Annotated in this window: 15 protein-coding genes and 1 CRISPR repeat array; of the genes, 13 read left to right on the top strand and 2 right to left on the bottom strand. The window is 40.6% G+C overall.

Going from position 1 to position 18,900, the window contains the following annotated elements; genetic code table 11:
• The first annotated feature begins 33 nt into the window (after positions 1–33).
• From JOC54_RS11460 to JOC54_RS11475, 4 genes are read left to right on the top strand one after another with little or no spacing between them, the layout of a single operon-like run.
• Positions 34–1,299: an ABC transporter substrate-binding protein gene (locus JOC54_RS11460; protein ID WP_204466420.1), complete on the top strand. Its 1,266-nt coding sequence runs from the start codon at positions 34–36 to the stop codon at positions 1,297–1,299.
• Between the two features lie 19 nt (positions 1,300–1,318).
• The gene (locus JOC54_RS11465) at positions 1,319–2,242 is read left to right on the top strand and encodes a carbohydrate ABC transporter permease (protein ID WP_054794642.1); all 924 of its coding nucleotides are present in this window, start codon (positions 1,319–1,321) and stop codon (positions 2,240–2,242) included.
• Positions 2,232–3,065: a carbohydrate ABC transporter permease gene (locus JOC54_RS11470; protein ID WP_204466421.1), complete on the top strand. Its 834-nt coding sequence runs from the start codon at positions 2,232–2,234 to the stop codon at positions 3,063–3,065. The genes JOC54_RS11465 and JOC54_RS11470 overlap by 11 nt, the downstream gene beginning before the upstream one ends.
• Before the next feature lie 20 nt (positions 3,066–3,085).
• Complete coding sequence (locus JOC54_RS11475; protein ID WP_204466422.1) at positions 3,086–4,450, top strand: FAD-dependent oxidoreductase; 1,365 nt, start codon at positions 3,086–3,088, stop codon at positions 4,448–4,450.
• Positions 4,451–4,601: 151 nt separating this feature from the next.
• Here JOC54_RS11475 and JOC54_RS11480 read toward each other — a convergent pair whose 3' ends face one another.
• Positions 4,602–5,315: a helix-hairpin-helix domain-containing protein gene (locus tag JOC54_RS11480; protein WP_204466423.1), complete on the bottom strand. Its 714-nt coding sequence runs from the start codon at positions 5,313–5,315 to the stop codon at positions 4,602–4,604.
• Positions 5,316–5,473: 158 nt separating this feature from the next.
• On the opposite strand from JOC54_RS11480, the gene JOC54_RS22930 reads away from it, so the two are divergent.
• Complete coding sequence (locus JOC54_RS22930; RefSeq protein ID WP_239586688.1) at positions 5,474–6,658, top strand: HNH endonuclease; 1,185 nt, start codon at positions 5,474–5,476, stop codon at positions 6,656–6,658.
• Between the two features lie 2 nt (positions 6,659–6,660).
• Here JOC54_RS22930 and JOC54_RS11490 read toward each other — a convergent pair whose 3' ends face one another.
• The gene (locus JOC54_RS11490) at positions 6,661–6,786 is read right to left on the bottom strand and encodes a helix-turn-helix domain-containing protein (RefSeq protein WP_367617796.1); all 126 of its coding nucleotides are present in this window, start codon (positions 6,784–6,786) and stop codon (positions 6,661–6,663) included.
• An 83-nt stretch (positions 6,787–6,869) separates the two neighbouring features.
• Between JOC54_RS11490 and JOC54_RS11495 the strand changes: the two genes are divergently transcribed.
• The 8 genes from JOC54_RS11495 to JOC54_RS11530 all read left to right on the top strand — a co-directional run bounded on the left by JOC54_RS11495 (position 6,870) and on the right by JOC54_RS11530 (position 16,904).
• A complete protein-coding gene (locus tag JOC54_RS11495) occupies positions 6,870–7,541 on the top strand; it encodes an inositol monophosphatase family protein (protein WP_204466425.1) in 672 nt (223 codons plus the stop codon).
• Between the two features lie 140 nt (positions 7,542–7,681).
• Complete coding sequence (gene cas6 / locus JOC54_RS23390; RefSeq protein WP_204466426.1) at positions 7,682–8,644, top strand: CRISPR system precrRNA processing endoribonuclease RAMP protein Cas6; 963 nt, start codon at positions 7,682–7,684, stop codon at positions 8,642–8,644.
• Between the two features lie 16 nt (positions 8,645–8,660).
• Positions 8,661–9,632 carry a DUF6602 domain-containing protein gene (locus JOC54_RS11505; RefSeq protein ID WP_204466427.1) on the top strand — a complete coding sequence of 324 codons (972 nt, stop codon included), beginning with the start codon at positions 8,661–8,663 and terminating at the stop codon, positions 9,630–9,632.
• Positions 9,622–11,112 (top strand): Cas10/Cmr2 second palm domain-containing protein, encoded by a 1,491-nt coding sequence (locus tag JOC54_RS11510; protein ID WP_204466428.1) that lies wholly within the window; start codon positions 9,622–9,624, stop codon positions 11,110–11,112. The genes JOC54_RS11505 and JOC54_RS11510 overlap by 11 nt, the downstream gene beginning before the upstream one ends.
• Complete coding sequence (locus JOC54_RS11515; protein ID WP_204466429.1) at positions 11,109–13,133, top strand: RAMP superfamily CRISPR-associated protein; 2,025 nt, start codon at positions 11,109–11,111, stop codon at positions 13,131–13,133. The genes JOC54_RS11510 and JOC54_RS11515 overlap by 4 nt, the downstream gene beginning before the upstream one ends.
• On the top strand, positions 13,126–14,511 hold the full coding sequence (locus JOC54_RS11520) for an RAMP superfamily CRISPR-associated protein (protein WP_204466430.1): 1,386 nt from the start codon (positions 13,126–13,128) through the stop codon (positions 14,509–14,511). Before JOC54_RS11515 ends, JOC54_RS11520 begins: the two co-directional genes overlap by 8 nt.
• On the top strand, positions 14,498–15,034 hold the full coding sequence (gene csx19, locus JOC54_RS11525) for a type III-D CRISPR-associated protein Csx19 (RefSeq protein ID WP_204466431.1): 537 nt from the start codon (positions 14,498–14,500) through the stop codon (positions 15,032–15,034). The genes JOC54_RS11520 and csx19 overlap by 14 nt, the downstream gene beginning before the upstream one ends.
• A gap of 4 nt (positions 15,035–15,038) precedes the next feature.
• Entirely contained in the window at positions 15,039–16,904 is a 1,866-nt protein-coding gene (locus JOC54_RS11530; RefSeq protein WP_204466432.1) for a TIGR03986 family type III CRISPR-associated RAMP protein, read from the top strand.
• 189 nt (positions 16,905–17,093) lie between these two features.
• Positions 17,094–18,850: a CRISPR direct-repeat array (repeat unit 32 nt; unit sequence ATCGCACTCTGTATGGGTGCGTGGATTGAAAT).
• The last annotated feature ends 50 nt before the right edge of the window (positions 18,851–18,900 follow it).

The raw sequence follows: 18,900 nt of genomic DNA on the forward strand, positions 1-18,900 counted from the left end.
AACTGAGAATACGAACAAAGAAGGGGGATTTATATGAAAAGATGGGGTATTAGCGCGGGATTATTGTTTGTTGTGGCAGGCTGTTCGTCCTCTGGAGGATCGGCTACAAATGATGGAGAAGAAAAAATTGAATTGACTTTTTCAACATGGGGCAATGAAAACCACATTGCCGTGTATGAAGAATTGTTAGAAGACTATTACGTTGACCATCCGAATGTAAACGTTACGATTCAAACAACACCATTTCCAGATTATCAGCAGAATATGACCGTTCTAGCGGCTGGTCAAGAGCTTCCCGATATCGGGTGGGCAGCCGAACGGATGGTCCCGCAGTTTATTGAAAATAACATCCTTGCAGACCTTGGGGCTCTTCGAGATGATGAATCATTTAACTTCGATGATATCTTACCAGGAACGATTACTCAGTACGAAGTCGATAACGCCCTCTATGGTGTGCCGTTCTCAAGTCCACCTCATATTATTTATTACAATAAAACACTATTTGAAGAAAAAGGACTGGAAACACCTCAAGAACTTGAAAGCCGTGGTGAATGGACTTGGGACGCATTTGAAGAAGCCGCAGCTATCATTGCTGAAGATGAAGGTATTTACGGGGCCAATTTCTTTCGAGCTTGGGAAACATGGGAAAACCTTCTTGCTCATACGCGAGCTCAAGGAGGGGATCTCTTCAACGAAGAGACAACCGAGTTTACATGGAATAGTGATGCTGGAATCTCGACATTAGCGATGCTTGATCGAATGATGTTCGAAGACCGCTCTCATCCACGTGCAGGCGATCAGGTTGCTTTTGAAGCCGGCAATGTAGGGATGTTCTTCGATGTCTATAGCTATGTATCTACTGCTAGAGGCATTGACGCATTCGAATGGGATATTGCGCCGGTCCCACTAGGCTCAGCAGGGAGAGCGCCAATTCTTGGTCAAGCAGGCTATGTAATGTTTGAAGGAACCGAACATCCAGAAGAAGCGCTTGATCTTATTCGCTATTTTGCTAGTGAAACAGGAATGGAAGCAACCTCTACTTATTTTGCGCCGCCACGCGCATCGGTACTTGAATCAGACGCATTTATTGAACAACCCGGAAATCCTCCGCGTGAAAGTATGGAGTCAACGATCTTGAATCTAAGCGAAGAAGCACGTGTCTTACCGATTCACCCTGAATGGCAAAACATCGACAATCATATTCTCCAGGGCTTTGACCGGTTATTTGGACAGACCGCAGAACCAGGCGACATTCTTGAACAGATGGAAGCAAGCATTAATCCACTGGTACAAGAGTGAGTTGTGGAGGGATTGAGATATGAATGTAAACACGCAACCTGAACAAAAACAAAACAAGCAACGAAAACCTTTCTTCAAACAAGATACGATCGCGGGCTGGTTGTTTCTTAGCCCGATGCTAATCGGTTTCACCGTATTTATGTTCGTGCCAATTGGCTTTGCCTTTTATATGAGTTTTACGGACTGGCCACTTCTCGGCCAGTCGGAGTTCATTGGAGCGGCGAATTATCAGGCCATTGTGCAAGATCCAGAATTTCAACAGGTGATGGGCAATACGATTGTGTTTACCGCAGGGCTTGTACCTTTTAACATTCTTCTCGCACTCGGGTTAGCACTGTTATTACGTTATCCACTGCCGCTGATGGGAATGTTCCGCACGATTGTATTTGTACCGGTTGTGACAACGCTTGTTGTCTGGGCAATCGTCTGGCGCTACATGTTTGCGACAGACTTTGGATTTATAAACTCCATCCTCGCTTGGGTTGGGATCGAGCCACAAGCGTGGCTCTACAATAAAAATTTGGCGATGCCAGCTGTCATATTAACAAGTGTATTAAAAAATGTCGGATTGAATATGGTGCTATTTTTAGCAGCATTGCAGATGGTACCAAAGAATTTATATGAAGCCGCACGAATTGACGGAGCCGGGAGCTGGCGTCAATTTCGAAACATTACGCTACCGATCATATCACCAACAGTGTTTCTAGCAACGATCATCACAATCATTGGGGCGATGAAAATCTTTGCACAAATCTTTGTCATGACGCGCGGAGGTCCAGAGAGCAGCACGAAAGTAATCGTCTACTATATTTGGGAAAAAGCCTTTCGTTTGTTTGACATGGGCTATGCCTCAGCGGCTGCGTTTATCTTATTCTTTCTTATCTTTGCATTTACATTAATCCAATGGTGGCTGCGGAAAAGGTGGGTTTACAATGAAGATTAATTCCATGTCCACGCTTATTCGTTACATGCTCTTAACGATTATCTCAGCAATCATGCTGCTTCCTTTCATTTGGATGGTGACAACGTCATTAAAAGACCCAAATCAAATCTTTTCACTGCCACCAACGTTTATTCCGAATCCGATTCAGTGGGACAGTTATATCAATGTATTGAGCAGCACGCATTTTTTGAGACAGATGTTTAACAGCATATACATTGGAGCTTCCGTCACAATTGGGACCGTGCTGCTTGCCTCTTTAGCTGGCTATGCGTTTGCCCGAATTCCTTTTAAAGGAAGAAATGTCGTTTTCCTCGCTTTTTTAAGCGTGATGATGATCCCTGGTGAAGTGACGATTATTCCGCTTTTTCTGTTTATGAGAGAGCTAGGATGGATTGATACCCACTGGCCGCTAATTATCATTCCAATCTTTGGAGCTGGTGGAGCATTTGGCATCTTTGTGATGCGACAGTTTTTTAAACAAGTACCGGCCGAATTAGAAGATGCAGCACGAATTGATGGCTGTTCTCGCTTTCGGATATTCTTACAAATTATGCTGCCGCTATCGAAACCGGCATTAGCAACAGTCACCATCTTTACCTTTTTAACGAATTGGAACGAGTTTCTGGAGCCTTTAATTTTTATTAACTCAAGGGAGTTAATGACATTACCGCTCGCGCTCTCCTTATTTACAGATGAAGCAGGAACCGATTGGAGCTCGCTCATGAGTGCATCTGTTTTAGCGACGTTGCCTGTGCTTGCGATCTTTTTCTTTGCACAGAAACAATTTATCGAGAGCTTGGCGATGTCTGGGTCAAAAGAATAAGAATAATGGAGGTCCTTTAAATGAGACAAATCACAGAAGTAGAAAAACAAGTGCGTGTACGAGGAGAAGCAGATGTCGTTGTATGTGGTGGCGGCCCAGCAGGAATTGGTGCTGCTCTAAGTGCTGCCCGTAACGGCGCCAAAACGATTTTACTCGAATCGCATGGTTTTCTTGGCGGTATGGGAACAGCGGGGATGGTGACATCCTTTGCGTACGGTTACCACGATAAAGAGCGTTTTATTACCGGAGGGATCTTCCAAGAAATACGACAAAAGCTCTATGACAGAGGTGGTCTCATCATGACCGATCGTAAAGGCTGGGAGCCCTTTAATGCAGAACAATACAAAATACTTGCCTTTGAGCTCCTCGCCGAAGCAGGTGTCGAGCTTCTCTGCCACACGACGATTGTCGATACGATTACAAAAGACGGCACGATCGAAGCGATTCTCATTGAGAGCAAAGCAGGCAGAGAGGCGCTGCTGGCGACTCATGTTATTGATGCAACAGGTGATGGAGACGTGGCAGAACGAGCCGGAGCAACCTGCAAGATTGGCAGAGATAAAGACGGAGGTACCCAGCCCTCCTCACTCATGTACGTGCTCGGCAACGTCGATACAGCCGCTCTCGGCCATAAGCTTGACGAAGAAGGACGCCGTGGTTATTGGAAAACCGATGACGGCTATCACTATTTAAATGCAACAGGGTTTGCAGGAGAAATTGAACAAGCCAAGCGAGATGGCTTTCTAACAAAAGTAAACCGAGATCATGTTGCGGCTATCTTCACCGTTCCATGGATGGATAACGTTGTCGGAATTAACTTTGGCCGAATTCAAGGGAAAAATGCCCTCGATCCAACCGATTTGACAGATGCGGAAGTGCTCGGACGGGAACAAGTGCTAGACGGTATTGCGTTTCTGAAAGAATACGTCCCGGGCTTCCAGCGAGCAGAACTGCTACAGACCGCGCCGCAAGTCGGCATACGCGAAACGAGACGCGTTATCGGAGACTACGTTATGACACAAGAGGACATTGTCGACTTAAAGCAGTTCGACGACTGCATCGCGCAATCTTGCTATATGATTGACATTCACTCACCAGACTCAGCCACAACCGAAATCTATAAACTACCAAAAGGAACGCATTACGACATCCCGTATCGCTCGCTCCTGCCAACAGGACTGAACAACCTGCTAGTTGCCGGCCGGTGCATCTCAGCGACACACGAAGCCCTCGGCTCCTTCCGCGTCCAAGCGATTTGTCTCGCTATCGGTGAAGCCGCTGGAGCCGCAGCCGCTCTTGCCGTAAAAGAATCATGCACGCCACGAGAAATTAACGTGAAGCAGTTGCAAGACACGCTGGTTGGACAAGGTGCGATATTGAGTTAATGGAGAAGACCCCTGCAAGGCGAAAGTTCTAAAGAAAAAAGGAAACTCCCTATAGATTCATAGGGAGTTTCCTTTTTTTATCCATATATATCATTTTTGTCACTAAATGGTGAGAGTGCTTCAGCACTAAGTCTACGTTGGCTTGTTCCTATTAATCGAAACAAACCATCCCCTGAGCCTCAATTGCTTGAGCACGTGCATCACCAATACCCGAGATTCGTTTCATATCATTGTAAGATGAGAATGGTCTAAGCTGCATAATCTGACTTGCACGATCAGGACCAATTTCATAGATGCCTTGAAGCTCTGATTCTGAAGCAGTGTTGATATTGATGGAGCCGGCTGGGCAACTATTACTGCTTTCTTCTTCGCTAGCTTCTGAAGTAGAGGCAGAAGCTGATTCTGTTTCTGCTTTGGCCGTTTCTAATTCGTCCGAAAGTGTTGCGATTTCATCTTCAAGCTTAGAGATCGTGTCTTTATTATTTGATAACTGATCATCTTTTTCTGTAATTTGCTCTTCCAGAGAAGAGATCTCATTCTCGTATTTTTCCTCTAATTCTTCACGATAGTCTTCCTCAACGGTATCGAGCTGATCTTCAATCTCTTCAATATGTAAGGTTAAATCACCAATCTCCTCATCCTTTTCACCGATTGTTGCTTCAAGTTCTTCAATTAAAGAAGTTGATTCTATTAGCTCATTATCAGCTGCCGAAGCTTGATCATCTTCAGAGCATCCAGATAAAGTTATAGCTGCAATCATCATGAGTAAAACGAAGGACATTTTTTTGCTTTTTGCAAAACTTTTTAACATAATTAAAGACAGATAAAATAAAACGAGTAGAAAAGGTAGAAACGTAATAGACATCAAAGGGCCTCCTTAGTAGTATGTGATATAATTATACTAATAATAAAGACCTAAGTCACGAGTGTTTTCTATTAATTATTAATAGATTAATATTTGTGTTTTATTTTACATTTCAAATTAGCTATTAGCTAAAAATTTATACAAAAGGAGTTAATCAATTGGACCGTACATACTTAGAGCTTGTTCCAGGCCTAGAAGTTACAAATAGTGAAATTAGTAATTTGTTTGGTTGTGCCAATCAAGGAGGGATGAGACGCTCGTTAAAAACAAATACGCTAGTGCTTATCTCTGATAAAACTAAACTGTATCAAGATCGAGAGGAAGACGGTGTTTTTTATTATACGGGCATGGGAAAACTGGGCGATCAAAGCTTAACGTTTCAACAAAACCTAACATTGGCAAATTCCAACGAAAACAATGTATCTATTCATCTATTTGTTGCATACAAAAAACGAATTTACACGTATAGAGGTCAATATGAACTAATAAACGAACCATTTCAAGAACGACAATTAGACGAAGAGAAAAACAATCGGCTTGTTTGGGTGTTCCCTTTAAGAAAATGTTTGAAAGATACCGATAAAAGTAGTTATACATACAGCCAACCGCAGAAATTAGGCCATCATGACTCATGGCATCATCATCATAATGTGGCAGTAAAAACAGCCGATCAATCGACCTTTGAATATGGTGAAACCGTCATACCTAAGCGTATACGTTCTTTCTTTAAGTCGACAAATCTCAAAGAAGGTGAAGAAAAAGAAATTACATTAATCAATCAAGAGCATATGTTTTTTGCAAAGATTAAGGTTCAAGCGAGTGGCTCTCCACGTCATCGATTGAGATGGGAGAAACGGTTTACTCTGCTAATAAACGAATACGCAAATAGAGTCCAAGGTGAGGTTAAAATCTATTTCATATATGACGATGAAAAAACCTACAAGGTAAGCTTATCTCATACAGACATAATGGATACAGTACATACTGATGTGATAGCAGAAGAATTAGAACAATATGGCGCTAGGACAGAGGGGAGAATCACTAGTTACTATGGGAAGAAGTTTGAACGTGATCCAATCAATCGTGAGTTAGCCATACAAATCCATGGTGTAACCTGTGCTGCTTGTAATTTTAACTTTGAGCAAAAATATGGTGAAAGAGGCAGAGATTTTATTGAAATTCATCATATAAAGCCGTTAAGTTCTCTTGGTGGGAGTACAGAAATAAATCCTCATAAAGACCTTGTCCCGTTATGTGCAAACTGTCATCGCATGGTTCACAGACGAAAAGATCATGTATTAACGGTGGAAGAATTAAAAGAAATTCTTAAGATTGAGGATTAGGATTACTCAAACCTTAAGATCCCATACATATCATCTATACCTAAAGCATCAGCAATCTTTTCTATATGTTCTAACTGAATCCGTTCGCGCCTACCATTAGCCATTTCACTCAGGGTAGCGCGACGGATTTTTTATTGTGTACCCTTATGCGTACAACTTTCATGACTGATTGCTTTTATAATAATGTAAAGGTCTTTTTTGAGGTGATCCGATGTTCCCCCGACAACAGTTTGTTTCTAAATTAATTACTGAAGTGAATAGCACCATTTCAAAAACAAATAAAGCAAAATTCACGACAATCCAATCCAAAGTGTATACCTTCATCCAACGAAGCGTGACAGACACTTACCCATCTGACATCCTCTGTTTTCCTCATCAAGAAGTTACTTCAAATGCTATCCACCCACCGTGGTTGATTTCCCTTAACCCTTATCACTATGACTCAAAAGCGTCTTATGTTTTATCCATCTTAATAGTGAAAGATAGATTGCCAGTACATGGATGGGTCTTTGATAATCTTTCAAGCAACCTGCTCCATGCTGAAAAGGGAGGTGGTGCATATGTTAATGGCAAAAGAATCTTTCGGGATGAATTAATGAGTTTAAGAGAAGCCGAAATGCGCATTCACTCCTCTTTTCTACGGAAGTCGCAACCTCAAAATCCTGCCTATCAACGAGTAAGACAAACAGAACTGCCAACATCGCTTGAGATTTGTGGAGTTGCTGAAGGAAATACTGATATATTCTTATCAATAAATCAAACGCCTTATGAATTTGCTGCAGCAAGTTTAATTGCAAAAGAAGCTGGGGTAGAGGTAATGACGTTAGAAGGAGAAGAACTGAGTTGGAGTAAAAGCTCGAGCATATGGTGCGGAATGGTTTGATATAAAACTCATCATATCTACTAGTAAAACGACTGTTTAGTTCATGATATTAATAATTGAATATTTGTAATGAAATCTCAGACTAAAGAAACGGCTCATGTAGCTGTTTTTTTGTGTTTTAGAAGGAATTAGGAAGTATTGTGTCGAAAGATGGAGGTATATGGGCGCTATTTATAGGTAGAGAAAGTGAGGTAACGATGTTTGAGCATATTAAGGTATTAACACTTCGAGTGACATATAAGTCAGAAGCCGCCGGAAGACTACCACCATTTTTAGGATCAAGTATTCGTGGTTCACTTGGTCATACGATGCGAGGATTAGCTTGCCCCACTCCTCAAGTAAGGTGCCATGTTTGTCCAATCTCGCATTCTTGTGATTATGCCAACCATTTTAATACGGTAGGTAATGAAGGTGGTGCAGTCAATCCTTACACCATTCGCGTAATTACGCCTTCTGGAAAAATAGAATGGAAAAAAGGGGATACGTTGACCCTTGATATTACATTAATTGGTGAGACCAGTCAGCGAGCTGGATTATTTCTTGATGCACTTCAAGAGGTTGGTGTTCGCGGGTTGGGGCATAGACGTATGCCTTTTCGACTGATTGAGATCGCTAATCCGTATTCCGGAAAAGTTATTTTAAAAGATGGGGAAATGGCACTTAGGTACTTGAAGCCGGAACCACTTATTTGTGATGAAATACAGTCAAACAAACTAGAGCTGCGTTTTAAAAATCCAGTACGTGTTCAAGTGGGGAAAAAAATGCTATATTCCCTTAGCTTTACAGATATTATTCGGTCAATCAGTCGGAGGTTAACGTTGTTATCGCAAGCTTTTAGCGAGAATGAATTGGACTGGAATGAAGATCGCTTATTTCATAATTCAGACCAAATTAAAACCTTATCACAAAGTTGGAAACTCAATGATTTTAAACGATTTTCAATGAACCGAACTGAAAAATTAGAGATCCCAGGTATTGAAGGCTGGGCTCAATTTGAAGGGGATTTGACCCCATTTACGCCATTATTAAAAGCTGGTGAAAGATTGCATATTGGCAAGAATGCAACACATGGTTTTGGGGCTTACACTATTAATTATAAATAGGAGAGATACATTTCATATGGCTATTAGGAAAAGGGCGAAACTAAAGTATAGAAGTTCAGCTGAGATGGTTCAAAGAATAAAGCAAAATTATATAGAATTAGAAATGGCATATTCAAAACAATTAGGAATAGAGACTCCGATCCATGACCTTTCTACAGGTAATTACCGTGAAGAAATATGGTTAAATTTATTTAAACAGGTCATACCAAAAAAATTTCACATTGCTAAAGGCGTTTTCATTATCGACTCATATGGAGCAATATCCCCAGAAGTAGATATAGCGATTTACGATGAACAATATACACCTTACATCTTTCAAGCTGGTAATCAATTGAAATTTATACCAATTGAAGCAGTAGCTGTTGTCATCCAGTGTAAAAGTGAAAATGTTAATAAAGAGAATGTCGATAAATGGGTAAAGAAAATCGAAAATTTAAAGACAAAAGTGAATGCTGTTGTGCGAATGCAAGCCTCTTTATTAAAAACACAACCAAGCTCAACAAGACTTAAGATTCCAAGTACACAAACATCAACTCGCCCAATTCGTATCCTCTGTAAATTAAATGATAGTCAACAATCTGTAGGAGAGAACTTTGACATTGTTCTTAGTACAAATCAAAAAAAAGCAAATTTAAGTGGAGAGCCTTTCAAAATGAGTAAGAAAATAAATGGTGAAAAAGAAGATTTAATCTATTGGAATAAAAAGTTAAATCATTTTTCTCACAATCGCTACGAAGGTGATATGCCTTTAAAACTAGACCAATTAGCTCATTTTGATGAAACTTCAGAGTTAGAACCATTAGGAGTTAGTTTGGCCGATCTCAATGTCAGCGATAAGGATGGGAATGAAAACGTCATTCTTTCTCTAACATTTCAATTGAATCAGCTATTAATGTTGCTAAATAATCCTCTATTTTTCCCACATCAGTCATATGCAAATTTATTCGATGAATTCCGATCAAAAGGAGAGTCAAACGATGTGCAATAACAAGCCATTTCTAGCCATCTATGATATAAGTGGCATCCAAGAATACATATTTGCAACAAATGAATTAAAACAGAATATCGGCGCGTCCAAGATTGTTGGTAATCTGATGAAAACAGAACTAGTTGATGTCTTAAAATCATTTGACGAACCCGCATCAATAAAGTGGGATTGGGAGGCAAATGAACCGTTTCAGTTACTCGATAAAACAGCGGTAAGGGCAGAGGTTGTCTTTATTGGAGGAGGTAATGCACTTGTCGCCTATCGAGATCGCCAATTATTTCAACAAGTAAATAAAAGACTGTCCATTCGATTGATTGAGAAGAGTTATACACTAACCCTAATGATTGAAGAAAAAGAGTTCGAACCAGCCAAATCCTATTACGCGACTTACAAAGAGCTTCAAAACAAACTTGCTCAAGCAAAAGAAGAACGTCTGCGACCTAAACCTTTTGGTGCCTACCCGATTTCGGCACAAGAATCGTTTAGCGGCTTTCCGATTACGCAAAAGGCAGGTCAATCAACGATACAAGCTCTTAAAGCAAGAGCTGCAGAAACATCAAATTTGCATGAGTTAGTTAAGCCTCCAAAGGAGAAAAAATGGGCTCTCCAAATAGATGATCTTAAGAAGAAGCAGGACGAAGATAGTTATATTGCTGTTATTCATATTGACGGCAATGGTATTGGACAAAAGCTTGACCAAACGTTAGAAGCTCATGAGGGAAATTCATTCTCTGAAGAAATTCAAAACCACCGAAGGTTATCAAAAGATATTTCAGCTGGCTATAGGAAGCTCGTTGAAGAAGTTGTTCAAGAGATAAAGTGGGAAGAAAACGATAGGCCAATCCCGATTCGACCACTTATTATGGATGGTGACGATTTAACAATGATTTGCCGTGCGGAGTGGGGACTACCGCTCACTGAAGCCCTTTTAACAAAAATGAAGACGCATACAAGCGAAACAAGTCTTTCGTTGTCTGCCTGTGCCGGGATTGCCTATGTACATGGACATTTTCCTTTTCATCTCGCCTATGAAATAGCCGAGGCATGCTGTAAAGAAGCAAAAAGCAAGCGTCTGAAAAACGAAAAAAATGACAGTCAAGAGTCTTACATTGATTTTCAGCTTGTGAGAGGTAGTGATCCAACAGAGCGTGATGTTACGGGGAGAGAAGAGGAATCATTAGGGCGCAAACGTCCTTATGCACTTAGTAGTGAGAAAGACAGCTTAAAGAAGCTTATAGATATTATTAAGGAGCTACAAGGTTATCGTGCGGAGCCAAACAGTTTATTTCCTCGCTCTAAACAAGCGCAGTTGTACCAAGCTTATTTAAAAGGCGCGGGGCATGTGGAGATAATGGAAGAAGAATTTGAATCTAGAAAGGTCCCTTTAAAAAGCATAAATCGTGAACTATTGTTAGATGCGTTTGAACTGGTTGACTACTATGACGGCGTTATTTTTAAAGGTAAGGAGGAAATTGTATGAACGTTTATCAGATCGAAATTACGACCGTAAGCGAACTGTGCGTCGCCACAGGTCATAGTATTCCTGGTTTAGTGGACACAGAAGTGGCTCATCATCATGGGTTTCCTATTATCCCAGCAAAACGTATCAAAGGAGCTTTACACGGTGTCGGTCGTGAACTTGTTGACTGGGGATTAATCGACGAGAGAGAACTAGAGCAGTTATTTGGAACAACGGGTGACTATAAATCAAGTGGACTCCAATTATTTGACGCTGAACTACAGGCTGTTTCAATAAATGGAGAGTGTGGGGAAAAGGATTTACAACATGTCGGTGACTTAAAACAGGTGGTCGCAGCATTTCGGACAACAGAGCCCGAGGAAGTGTTAGAACAATTTACAATGATTCGATCGCAAACAGCGATTGAAGAAAATGTGGCTAAGCACACATCGCTGCGAACTATTCGAACGGTGAATAAAGGGACGGTGTTTTCTAGTCGAGTTATATTAGAAGATACAGCTAACTTAGAAACATTAAGGAAATGTGTGCAAGGGTTACGAGCATTAGGCCTCGGACGTACACGTGGTTTAGGTGAAGTTGTTTGCGAGATTAATAAAGGTGAAGCAGATAATGTAAACGAGCGGACAGTGGAAACAGAGGAGCTTGCTTTTGATTTAACACTGGAACAACCACTCCTGATTGCTGGTTCGAAAGGCCTTTATCACAGCAGTGAAGATTGGATTCCTGGTCGCACGTTGCTAGGTGCGCTTGCGGGCATGTACATTCAAGATCATCAATTAGGTGTGGATGCTCATAAAGATGAGACGTTTTCACGAATCTTCTTAAATGGTGGTGTGACATTCCATTATGCCTATCCAAAAATAGACGGAAAAGTGTTCACTCCTTGCCCGGCCCATTTACAACAGGATAAGTTGGCTAAAACCATCGTGTACGATATTTCTCAGGAAATTTCTCAGGGAAAAGGTGTTCCACGATCATTAAAAGCGCTAATACATATTGAAGATCAAATGGTTCTAACGCACGAACCGAATAAAGAAATACGGATGCATCATGCACGACCTAAAGATCGAGGGATCGGTAGAGCTATGGGAGACACAGGAGGGAGAAGCAGGAAGGATCAAGGACAGTTCTTCCAATATACAGCCTTATCGCAAGGACAAACATTCTCCGGATCTTGGAAAGGCCCCAAGGAAGACATCGCACGTCTTGTTGCGTGTATGAAAAAGCGAAATTGGCAACTACGATTAGGTCGTTCCCGAACAGCGGAGTACGGGACGGTAAGAATGACGTTAAATGATAAACCTTTACAGCCAACTAGGAGAACGGTTGATACGGACTGGGTAGCGCTTGTTTTGCTCACCCCATATATAGGGACAAATGACTACGGTGTTGCTACTTCAGACCCTACATATTTTCAAAAGGAACTGGAGATTCATTTAAAAGACGCTTTAGAGATAAAGAGAAAGTTTCTGAAACAAACAATGGTGTCAGGTTTTCATGCGAAGTGGGGTATGCCGAAGCAACAACTGGCAGCGCTTGATGCAGGAACTGTTTTTATTGTTAAAAACAACAGGCAAGATTGGCAGTCGATTGAGCACGCCTCTTGGGGGATGGATACAGGTGCTGGTTATGGCCGAATCATGGTTACGCCAATCAATTCTACCCAATCCGAATATGAGAAAAGAGTAATGGAGATAGGGCAAACAAATGAATTGAAAAGGGATCATACATTTGTTGAATTTTTAATGAGGAAAATGAATGATGCTAAAAAAAATCAAGCTGAATTACAGGCAGGTAGAAATAAAGCAGCTAACGTGGAGAACAAAAGATTGACTGGTCAAACGGTTGTACATCGAATGGACCGATTATTTAAAGGCAATAAAATACAAGAGCTAAATAAGATTCCAGAAGGCGATATAAGAAAGCAGATTTATGACGATTGTAAAAATCAATCAGAACAATTCAGGAAAGGTTACTTTCAAGCTCTTCTTTTAAAGATAAGGGGGGAGAAGAATGACTAATAAGATCAAGCAGCGAACGTATCTCTTTTTAAAAGGTAAATTGGCATCTCCACTACTTTCAGGATCGGGTGAAACAAATGAGACAAAAAACGATGTCGTTGTCGACGCGTTTAATCATCCATTTGTACCAGGAAGTTCACTTGCTGGGGCATTCCGTCATCAACTTGAACAAATATTTGTATTGGATAAAAACGAGATTGATTCTTTATTTGGCAATAAAGAACGTCAAAGCCGACTTATCGTTCATTCAATGAAGATTAACAATGAAAAGATTACGATTCGCGATGGCGTCGAACTTAGTGAAGATAAGCTTGCTAAAGAGAAAGCACTGTATCACTATCAAGTGATTGAAACCGGCGCAAGTTGGGAGATTCGTTTGGAATGGGTCATTCGTGATGAGAACGATGAAAAAAATACAAACAAAGAAAAAGCACTTATAAATGGGATTTTAGAAGGAATCGATAGCGGACACTTTAGAATAGGTGCGAAAACCAACCGAGGTTTTGGCAAACTAACATTGAAATCCGTTCAAATTGAAGAGTTTAACTATGAGAAGAAAGAAGACGCAAAGCGGTGGTTAACGTGGTGCTGGGACTGTTTAATCAAGTCTGACAAAAATGTTATTGAAGATAAACGATTGTTAGGAAACGATCAAATAAAGCTCGATAAGACTACGCATTTCAGCTTATGGGTTCCTCTTGCTTTAAAAGATACGCTGATGATTCGTTCATACCGTATTGATGAGAAAAATGAAGATGGAAATCTGAACAGTAAGGAGGATGAACAAAAAAATGAAGATGATTACGTACATCTTCAAGCTAATGGGAAGTCAGTCATCCCTGGTACAACATGGGCCGGGGCTATCCGTTCACGTTTAAGCTTTATTTTAGATACTTCTTTCAAAGAGATGTCAGGTAAAACGAAACTGATTGAAGCCTTGTTTGGCTCGTCGACTACGGTACTGAAGGATGAAAAGTTACAGGCATCTTTCATTCAAGTAGACCAATCCGTCTTAAATAAAGATCGGTCGCTCTCCATTACAAGAAATGCAATCGATCGGTTTACAGGTGGAACGGTTGAAGGAGCGTTGTATACAGGCAAAGTAGCAGTAAGGGGTGAGACGGAGTTAGTGCTGCGATGGACAGGCAAAAACAACGGGCTATCAAATGAAGCGATCTGTGGAATGCTTCTATGGGTAATAAAAGATTTGCAAGAGGGGTTTCTTGCTATAGGAGGGGAAACTTCGGTTGGAAGAGGGATTTTCAAGAAGCATCCAACCAAAAAGATTAATTTAAATGGTCAAGAGCTTACAAACGAGAGTGCATATTTCAAAGAAGCAGCACGTGCAGTAAAGGAGTGGAACAATGGACTCACTTAAGGTAAGAAAAAGGAGCTCTCAAACGATCAATGTCGAAACGATTAGCGAGGAACATCTTCTAGGTGCGATCCCGCCTGATCTCTTCGAAGGCTATGTCTATGCTGTTTTTGTAGATGAAATCTGTTTAGGAAGGTACAAAAATTCATTTTTTCATTTCAACGATAGAAACATAGAAGATACACTTCATTATCTGCAAGAACTCCGTGTGTTCACAAAGGAAAGTGAATTTCGAGCGATGCGAGTGGGCCAAGAATTTCGATGTCGTCATCGCATAGATAGTGAGATTGGCGATGAGAGTTACTATATAGAAGAAACACAAAAAATTTGGGGAAGTTCGATTACTGATAACCACGAATGGTCTCATTTAAGAGAAGCAAGAGGAGCAAGTCTCTGGGTGCCCATCACATTAAAAAAAGGCGAAAAACTGGGCTTGCGTGTACGACAATATCTTCAATTTGACGAGAAAAGCTATCAGTATGAGGATGAACGCTTCATTGACTTAGAAAAATGGGAGGAGGAGTAAGGGAATGTCAAAGAATAAAGGAAACCAAGAAGAGGGACGGTTTGTAAATCCATATAACTTCGTTTCTTTAGATGCGAAGTGTGAACGGACTGAACCTGAAAACGGTAATTTCACTGGTTATTTTACATGTACGTTAACGACAAAGTCACCTATATTCATACCTAATTCAGAAACCGTTGGAGATAACGAGAAAACTCAGGAGTTTTTTTCATATGAGTATTCGAAAGAACATGCAAAGACAAAAAGCTCACACTATGAACCGACCATACCAGGTTCTGAAATAAAGGGAATGGTTCGAAGTGTTCACGAAGCAGCATTTAATGGATGCCTATCCCAAATTAATACGAATAAGCCAATTCACAAGAGGTCTATGGAGCCGAAGAAAGCAGGATTGCTGTCTTTTGATAAAACGAGCAATCAATTCTTCATTCAGCCTTGTGAGAGAGTGATGTTGAATGTTACTAAGGAAAATAAATTTGGAAAGGTCTTTAAAAAGACGAGTTTTACTGAAGGTAGTACTATATTTATAGAAAGATCCCAGGATCCATATAAAAACGATAGAAGAATGCCTTATTATGTAGATGATGTAAGCGAGATAAAAGGTTCTATGTATGAGCGTGGGTATGTACATATTGGTGAGCCATTCGGTAAGAAAAAGCACCACGAATCAGTATTTGTTGTGAAGAAACATTTAAATAAGAAAAGTGTGTCAACGGAAGAGATCGAACGATTAATCAAAGTGTTAGAGAATTATAGAAATGAAAAGATAAACCTCAACAAAGAGAAAAGTAGGCACTCGGGATATACTAAGTTTATGATTTGTGAATCAGTGAATGAAATTCCAGTTTATTATTCTACAATTAATGATGAATTTACACATCTTTCCCCTGCAATGCTTTCTCAAGAAGCATCTTTGAAAACAATTGGAGATTTAATTGAACACCATGGTGGGTATCAATCTTGCAAATGCAAGAACAATCTATGTAGAAGTTGCGCCTTGTTCGGTTTTGTTTCTGAAGAGGCAGGCAAAGCATCAAAAGTGAGATTTGGTGATGCCTCAATTAATCCAAGCCATAATGAATACTATGAAGAGACCGTTAGAATATTGCTAGGTGAACCTAGGTTCAATACAACTGAGTTTTACACAGAAATAAACGAAAAATATTCTAATAATCGACTCTGGACGTATGATTATGCACAACTAAAAAATAAAAACCGAGAACCCTTAAATATAAAAGATATAAGAATAAGAGGTCGCAAATTTTATTGGCATGGAGCAAACATTCCTGCAAGTATAGAGGAAAGTACTGATATGACTCGAAAAATTAGGCCACTAAAAACTAATAGCGACTTTACATTCGAAGTTTATTTTGAACAGCTTACTAAGGAGGAACTTCAGCAACTACAATGGTCGTTGGATTTTAATAATGAGGAGAATGGTCATAAATTAGGACAGGGAAAACCCCTTGGTTATGGAAGTGTGCAAATAAAGCTTGAAAAACTTGTTTTGCGGGAGATTAATTATGAAGACGGTCACTGGCACTTAAATGAATACACATCTTCTGAGGAAGGGGGGAAAGGAAATTGGGTTGAGCTTGACAAAGGCGAAGACTTAGAACTTAAACTACCTGACGACTTGAGTACACCAAGAAAAGAGTTGCTTGAAATAACGAAATTAGAACAACCATTTACTAAAGAGATTTCATACCCAAAAGCAGAAACAAAACCAGGTGGAAATTCAGTTAATGACAAAGCATCGCATCAGTGGTTTACTATAAATAGAAATAATGCAAAAAAGGGAAAACAGCAAACATTACCTTCTATTGAAGACGAGGTCAATGGAAAAGAAATGACTAGAAAATTAAAGTAGGTTTTAAACGTTCTTAACTAGTGCGGATCCCAAGTGAACATAAAAACCCTAGAAGACCCGCACCAATAATTATGTCGAATATGAAATAATATGTAATAAGTTAATTGGATATGTCTCGCAAACTGGGGATGAGTAGCTATTTGTTAGCCTTTTTATTCATTTATGTACTGAAACTTAGTGAAATTCGCTATCGCACTCTGTATGGGTGCGTGGATTGAAATATTACCTTCAGATCATGAACATTCCTAAAGACAAATCGCACTCTGTATGGGTGCGTGGATTGAAATAGCACTAGGATTTCAAGCATCGAAAAAGGATATAATCGCACTCTGTATGGGTGCGTGGATTGAAATTGATCCCACCAAAGGAATTCCACAATGTCCGCATCATCGCACTCTGTATGGGTGCGTGGATTGAAATTTTCAAGTCTCTAATATCATTCAAACGTTGATAAATCGCACTCTGTATGGGTGCGTGGATTGAAATAAGATCTCCGAATTGTTAGGGGTATCAATTAGCATCGCACTCTGTATGGGTGCGTGGATTGAAATCCGGCTATAACCGGCTGGACGCGCCGAGAAGACATCGCACTCTGTATGGGTGCGTGGATTGAAATGTATCCAAGTCAATCGAGTCAAAGGATCGAGAAGTAATCGCACTCTGTATGGGTGCGTGGATTGAAATACGCTGAACCATATGTCGCCTTTCATAAGCTCGAATCGCACTCTGTATGGGTGCGTGGATTGAAATATCCATTAAGTCGATAAACTCGTCGCCCTCTGTAAATCGCACTCTGTATGGGTGCGTGGATTGAAATTTTAAATGAATCAATCAAATACCTTGAACGTGCTATCGCACTCTGTATGGGTGCGTGGATTGAAATGACGCCAAGTCGGTTCATTGCGCCTGCCTGCGATTATCGCACTCTGTATGGGTGCGTGGATTGAAATGAGGTTTTCAATGTACTCTTTAACCCATTGTTTAAATCGCACTCTGTATGGGTGCGTGGATTGAAATGTCTAAAGAACCCATCCACTCGGCGCATAGCGACCTCATCGCACTCTGTATGGGTGCGTGGATTGAAATGCTAAACAAGGAAAGTGAGCGATCCGAAACCTGCATCGCACTCTGTATGGGTGCGTGGATTGAAATCGCAATACGCATAAACCACATCAAACGCCCACACATCGCACTCTGTATGGGTGCGTGGATTGAAATTAGAGGGACATCTTTACTTCGTAAATATTGATAGATCGCACTCTGTATGGGTGCGTGGATTGAAATGAGTCGTTAATTAGACCGTTGATGACCGCGATGTCATCGCACTCTGTATGGGTGCGTGGATTGAAATATCTAGCGCATACGGGATAAATCCAAGACCAAAATCGCACTCTGTATGGGTGCGTGGATTGAAATTTTGTGCGACCTTGTGCAGCAGTATTTGTATCGTATCGCACTCTGTATGGGTGCGTGGATTGAAATCTGATCCTCCACTATAGTTTCCGCCAACCTCTGATCGCACTCTGTATGGGTGCGTGGATTGAAATCGTTTCCCCTCCTATATAGGCAGTATCAATCTTCATCGCACTCTGTATGGGTGTGTGGATTGAAATAAGGAATGACTGCTTGTTTAATGTGGTTGTATAGGAATCGCACTCTGAATGGGTGCGTGGATTGAAATATCTTGCGTCATACGCACACCTGTCAAGTCGGCTCATCGCACTCTGTATGGGTGCGTGGATTGAAATATATGCTTGTTGTATAGGACCCACTGCTTGCCAACATCGCACTCTGTAAGGGTGCGTGGATTGAAATTATGAATCAAGTAATTGAGCAAGCATATGCAGACATCGGACTCTGTATGGATGCGTGGATTGAAATATGAACCACTCTTGGCTTTTGAGAAATGACGTGATCGCACTCTGTATGAGTGCGTGGATTGAAATACATCTACCATTTGTTTTATCAGAATCAAAATTATCGCACTTTGCATGAT

This window comes from Shouchella xiaoxiensis, assembly GCF_016907895.1.
Classification (GTDB): domain Bacteria; phylum Bacillota; class Bacilli; order Bacillales; family Bacillaceae_D; genus Shouchella; species Shouchella xiaoxiensis.

Coding starts and splice junctions, on each gene's coding strand:
- JOC54_RS11460 (WP_204466420.1), top strand. CDS start 34: ATGAAAAGATGGGGTATTAGCGCGGGATTATTGTTTGTTGTGGCAGGC.
- JOC54_RS11465 (WP_054794642.1), top strand. CDS start 1,319: ATGAATGTAAACACGCAACCTGAACAAAAACAAAACAAGCAACGAAAA.
- JOC54_RS11470 (WP_204466421.1), top strand. CDS start 2,232: ATGAAGATTAATTCCATGTCCACGCTTATTCGTTACATGCTCTTAACG.
- JOC54_RS11475 (WP_204466422.1), top strand. CDS start 3,086: ATGAGACAAATCACAGAAGTAGAAAAACAAGTGCGTGTACGAGGAGAA.
- JOC54_RS11480 (WP_204466423.1), bottom strand. CDS start 5,315: ATGTCTATTACGTTTCTACCTTTTCTACTCGTTTTATTTTATCTGTCT.
- JOC54_RS11495 (WP_204466425.1), top strand. CDS start 6,870: ATGTTCCCCCGACAACAGTTTGTTTCTAAATTAATTACTGAAGTGAAT.
- JOC54_RS11505 (WP_204466427.1), top strand. CDS start 8,661: ATGGCTATTAGGAAAAGGGCGAAACTAAAGTATAGAAGTTCAGCTGAG.
- JOC54_RS11510 (WP_204466428.1), top strand. CDS start 9,622: ATGTGCAATAACAAGCCATTTCTAGCCATCTATGATATAAGTGGCATC.
- JOC54_RS11515 (WP_204466429.1), top strand. CDS start 11,109: ATGAACGTTTATCAGATCGAAATTACGACCGTAAGCGAACTGTGCGTC.
- JOC54_RS11520 (WP_204466430.1), top strand. CDS start 13,126: ATGACTAATAAGATCAAGCAGCGAACGTATCTCTTTTTAAAAGGTAAA.
- csx19 (WP_204466431.1), top strand. CDS start 14,498: ATGGACTCACTTAAGGTAAGAAAAAGGAGCTCTCAAACGATCAATGTC.
- JOC54_RS11530 (WP_204466432.1), top strand. CDS start 15,039: ATGTCAAAGAATAAAGGAAACCAAGAAGAGGGACGGTTTGTAAATCCA.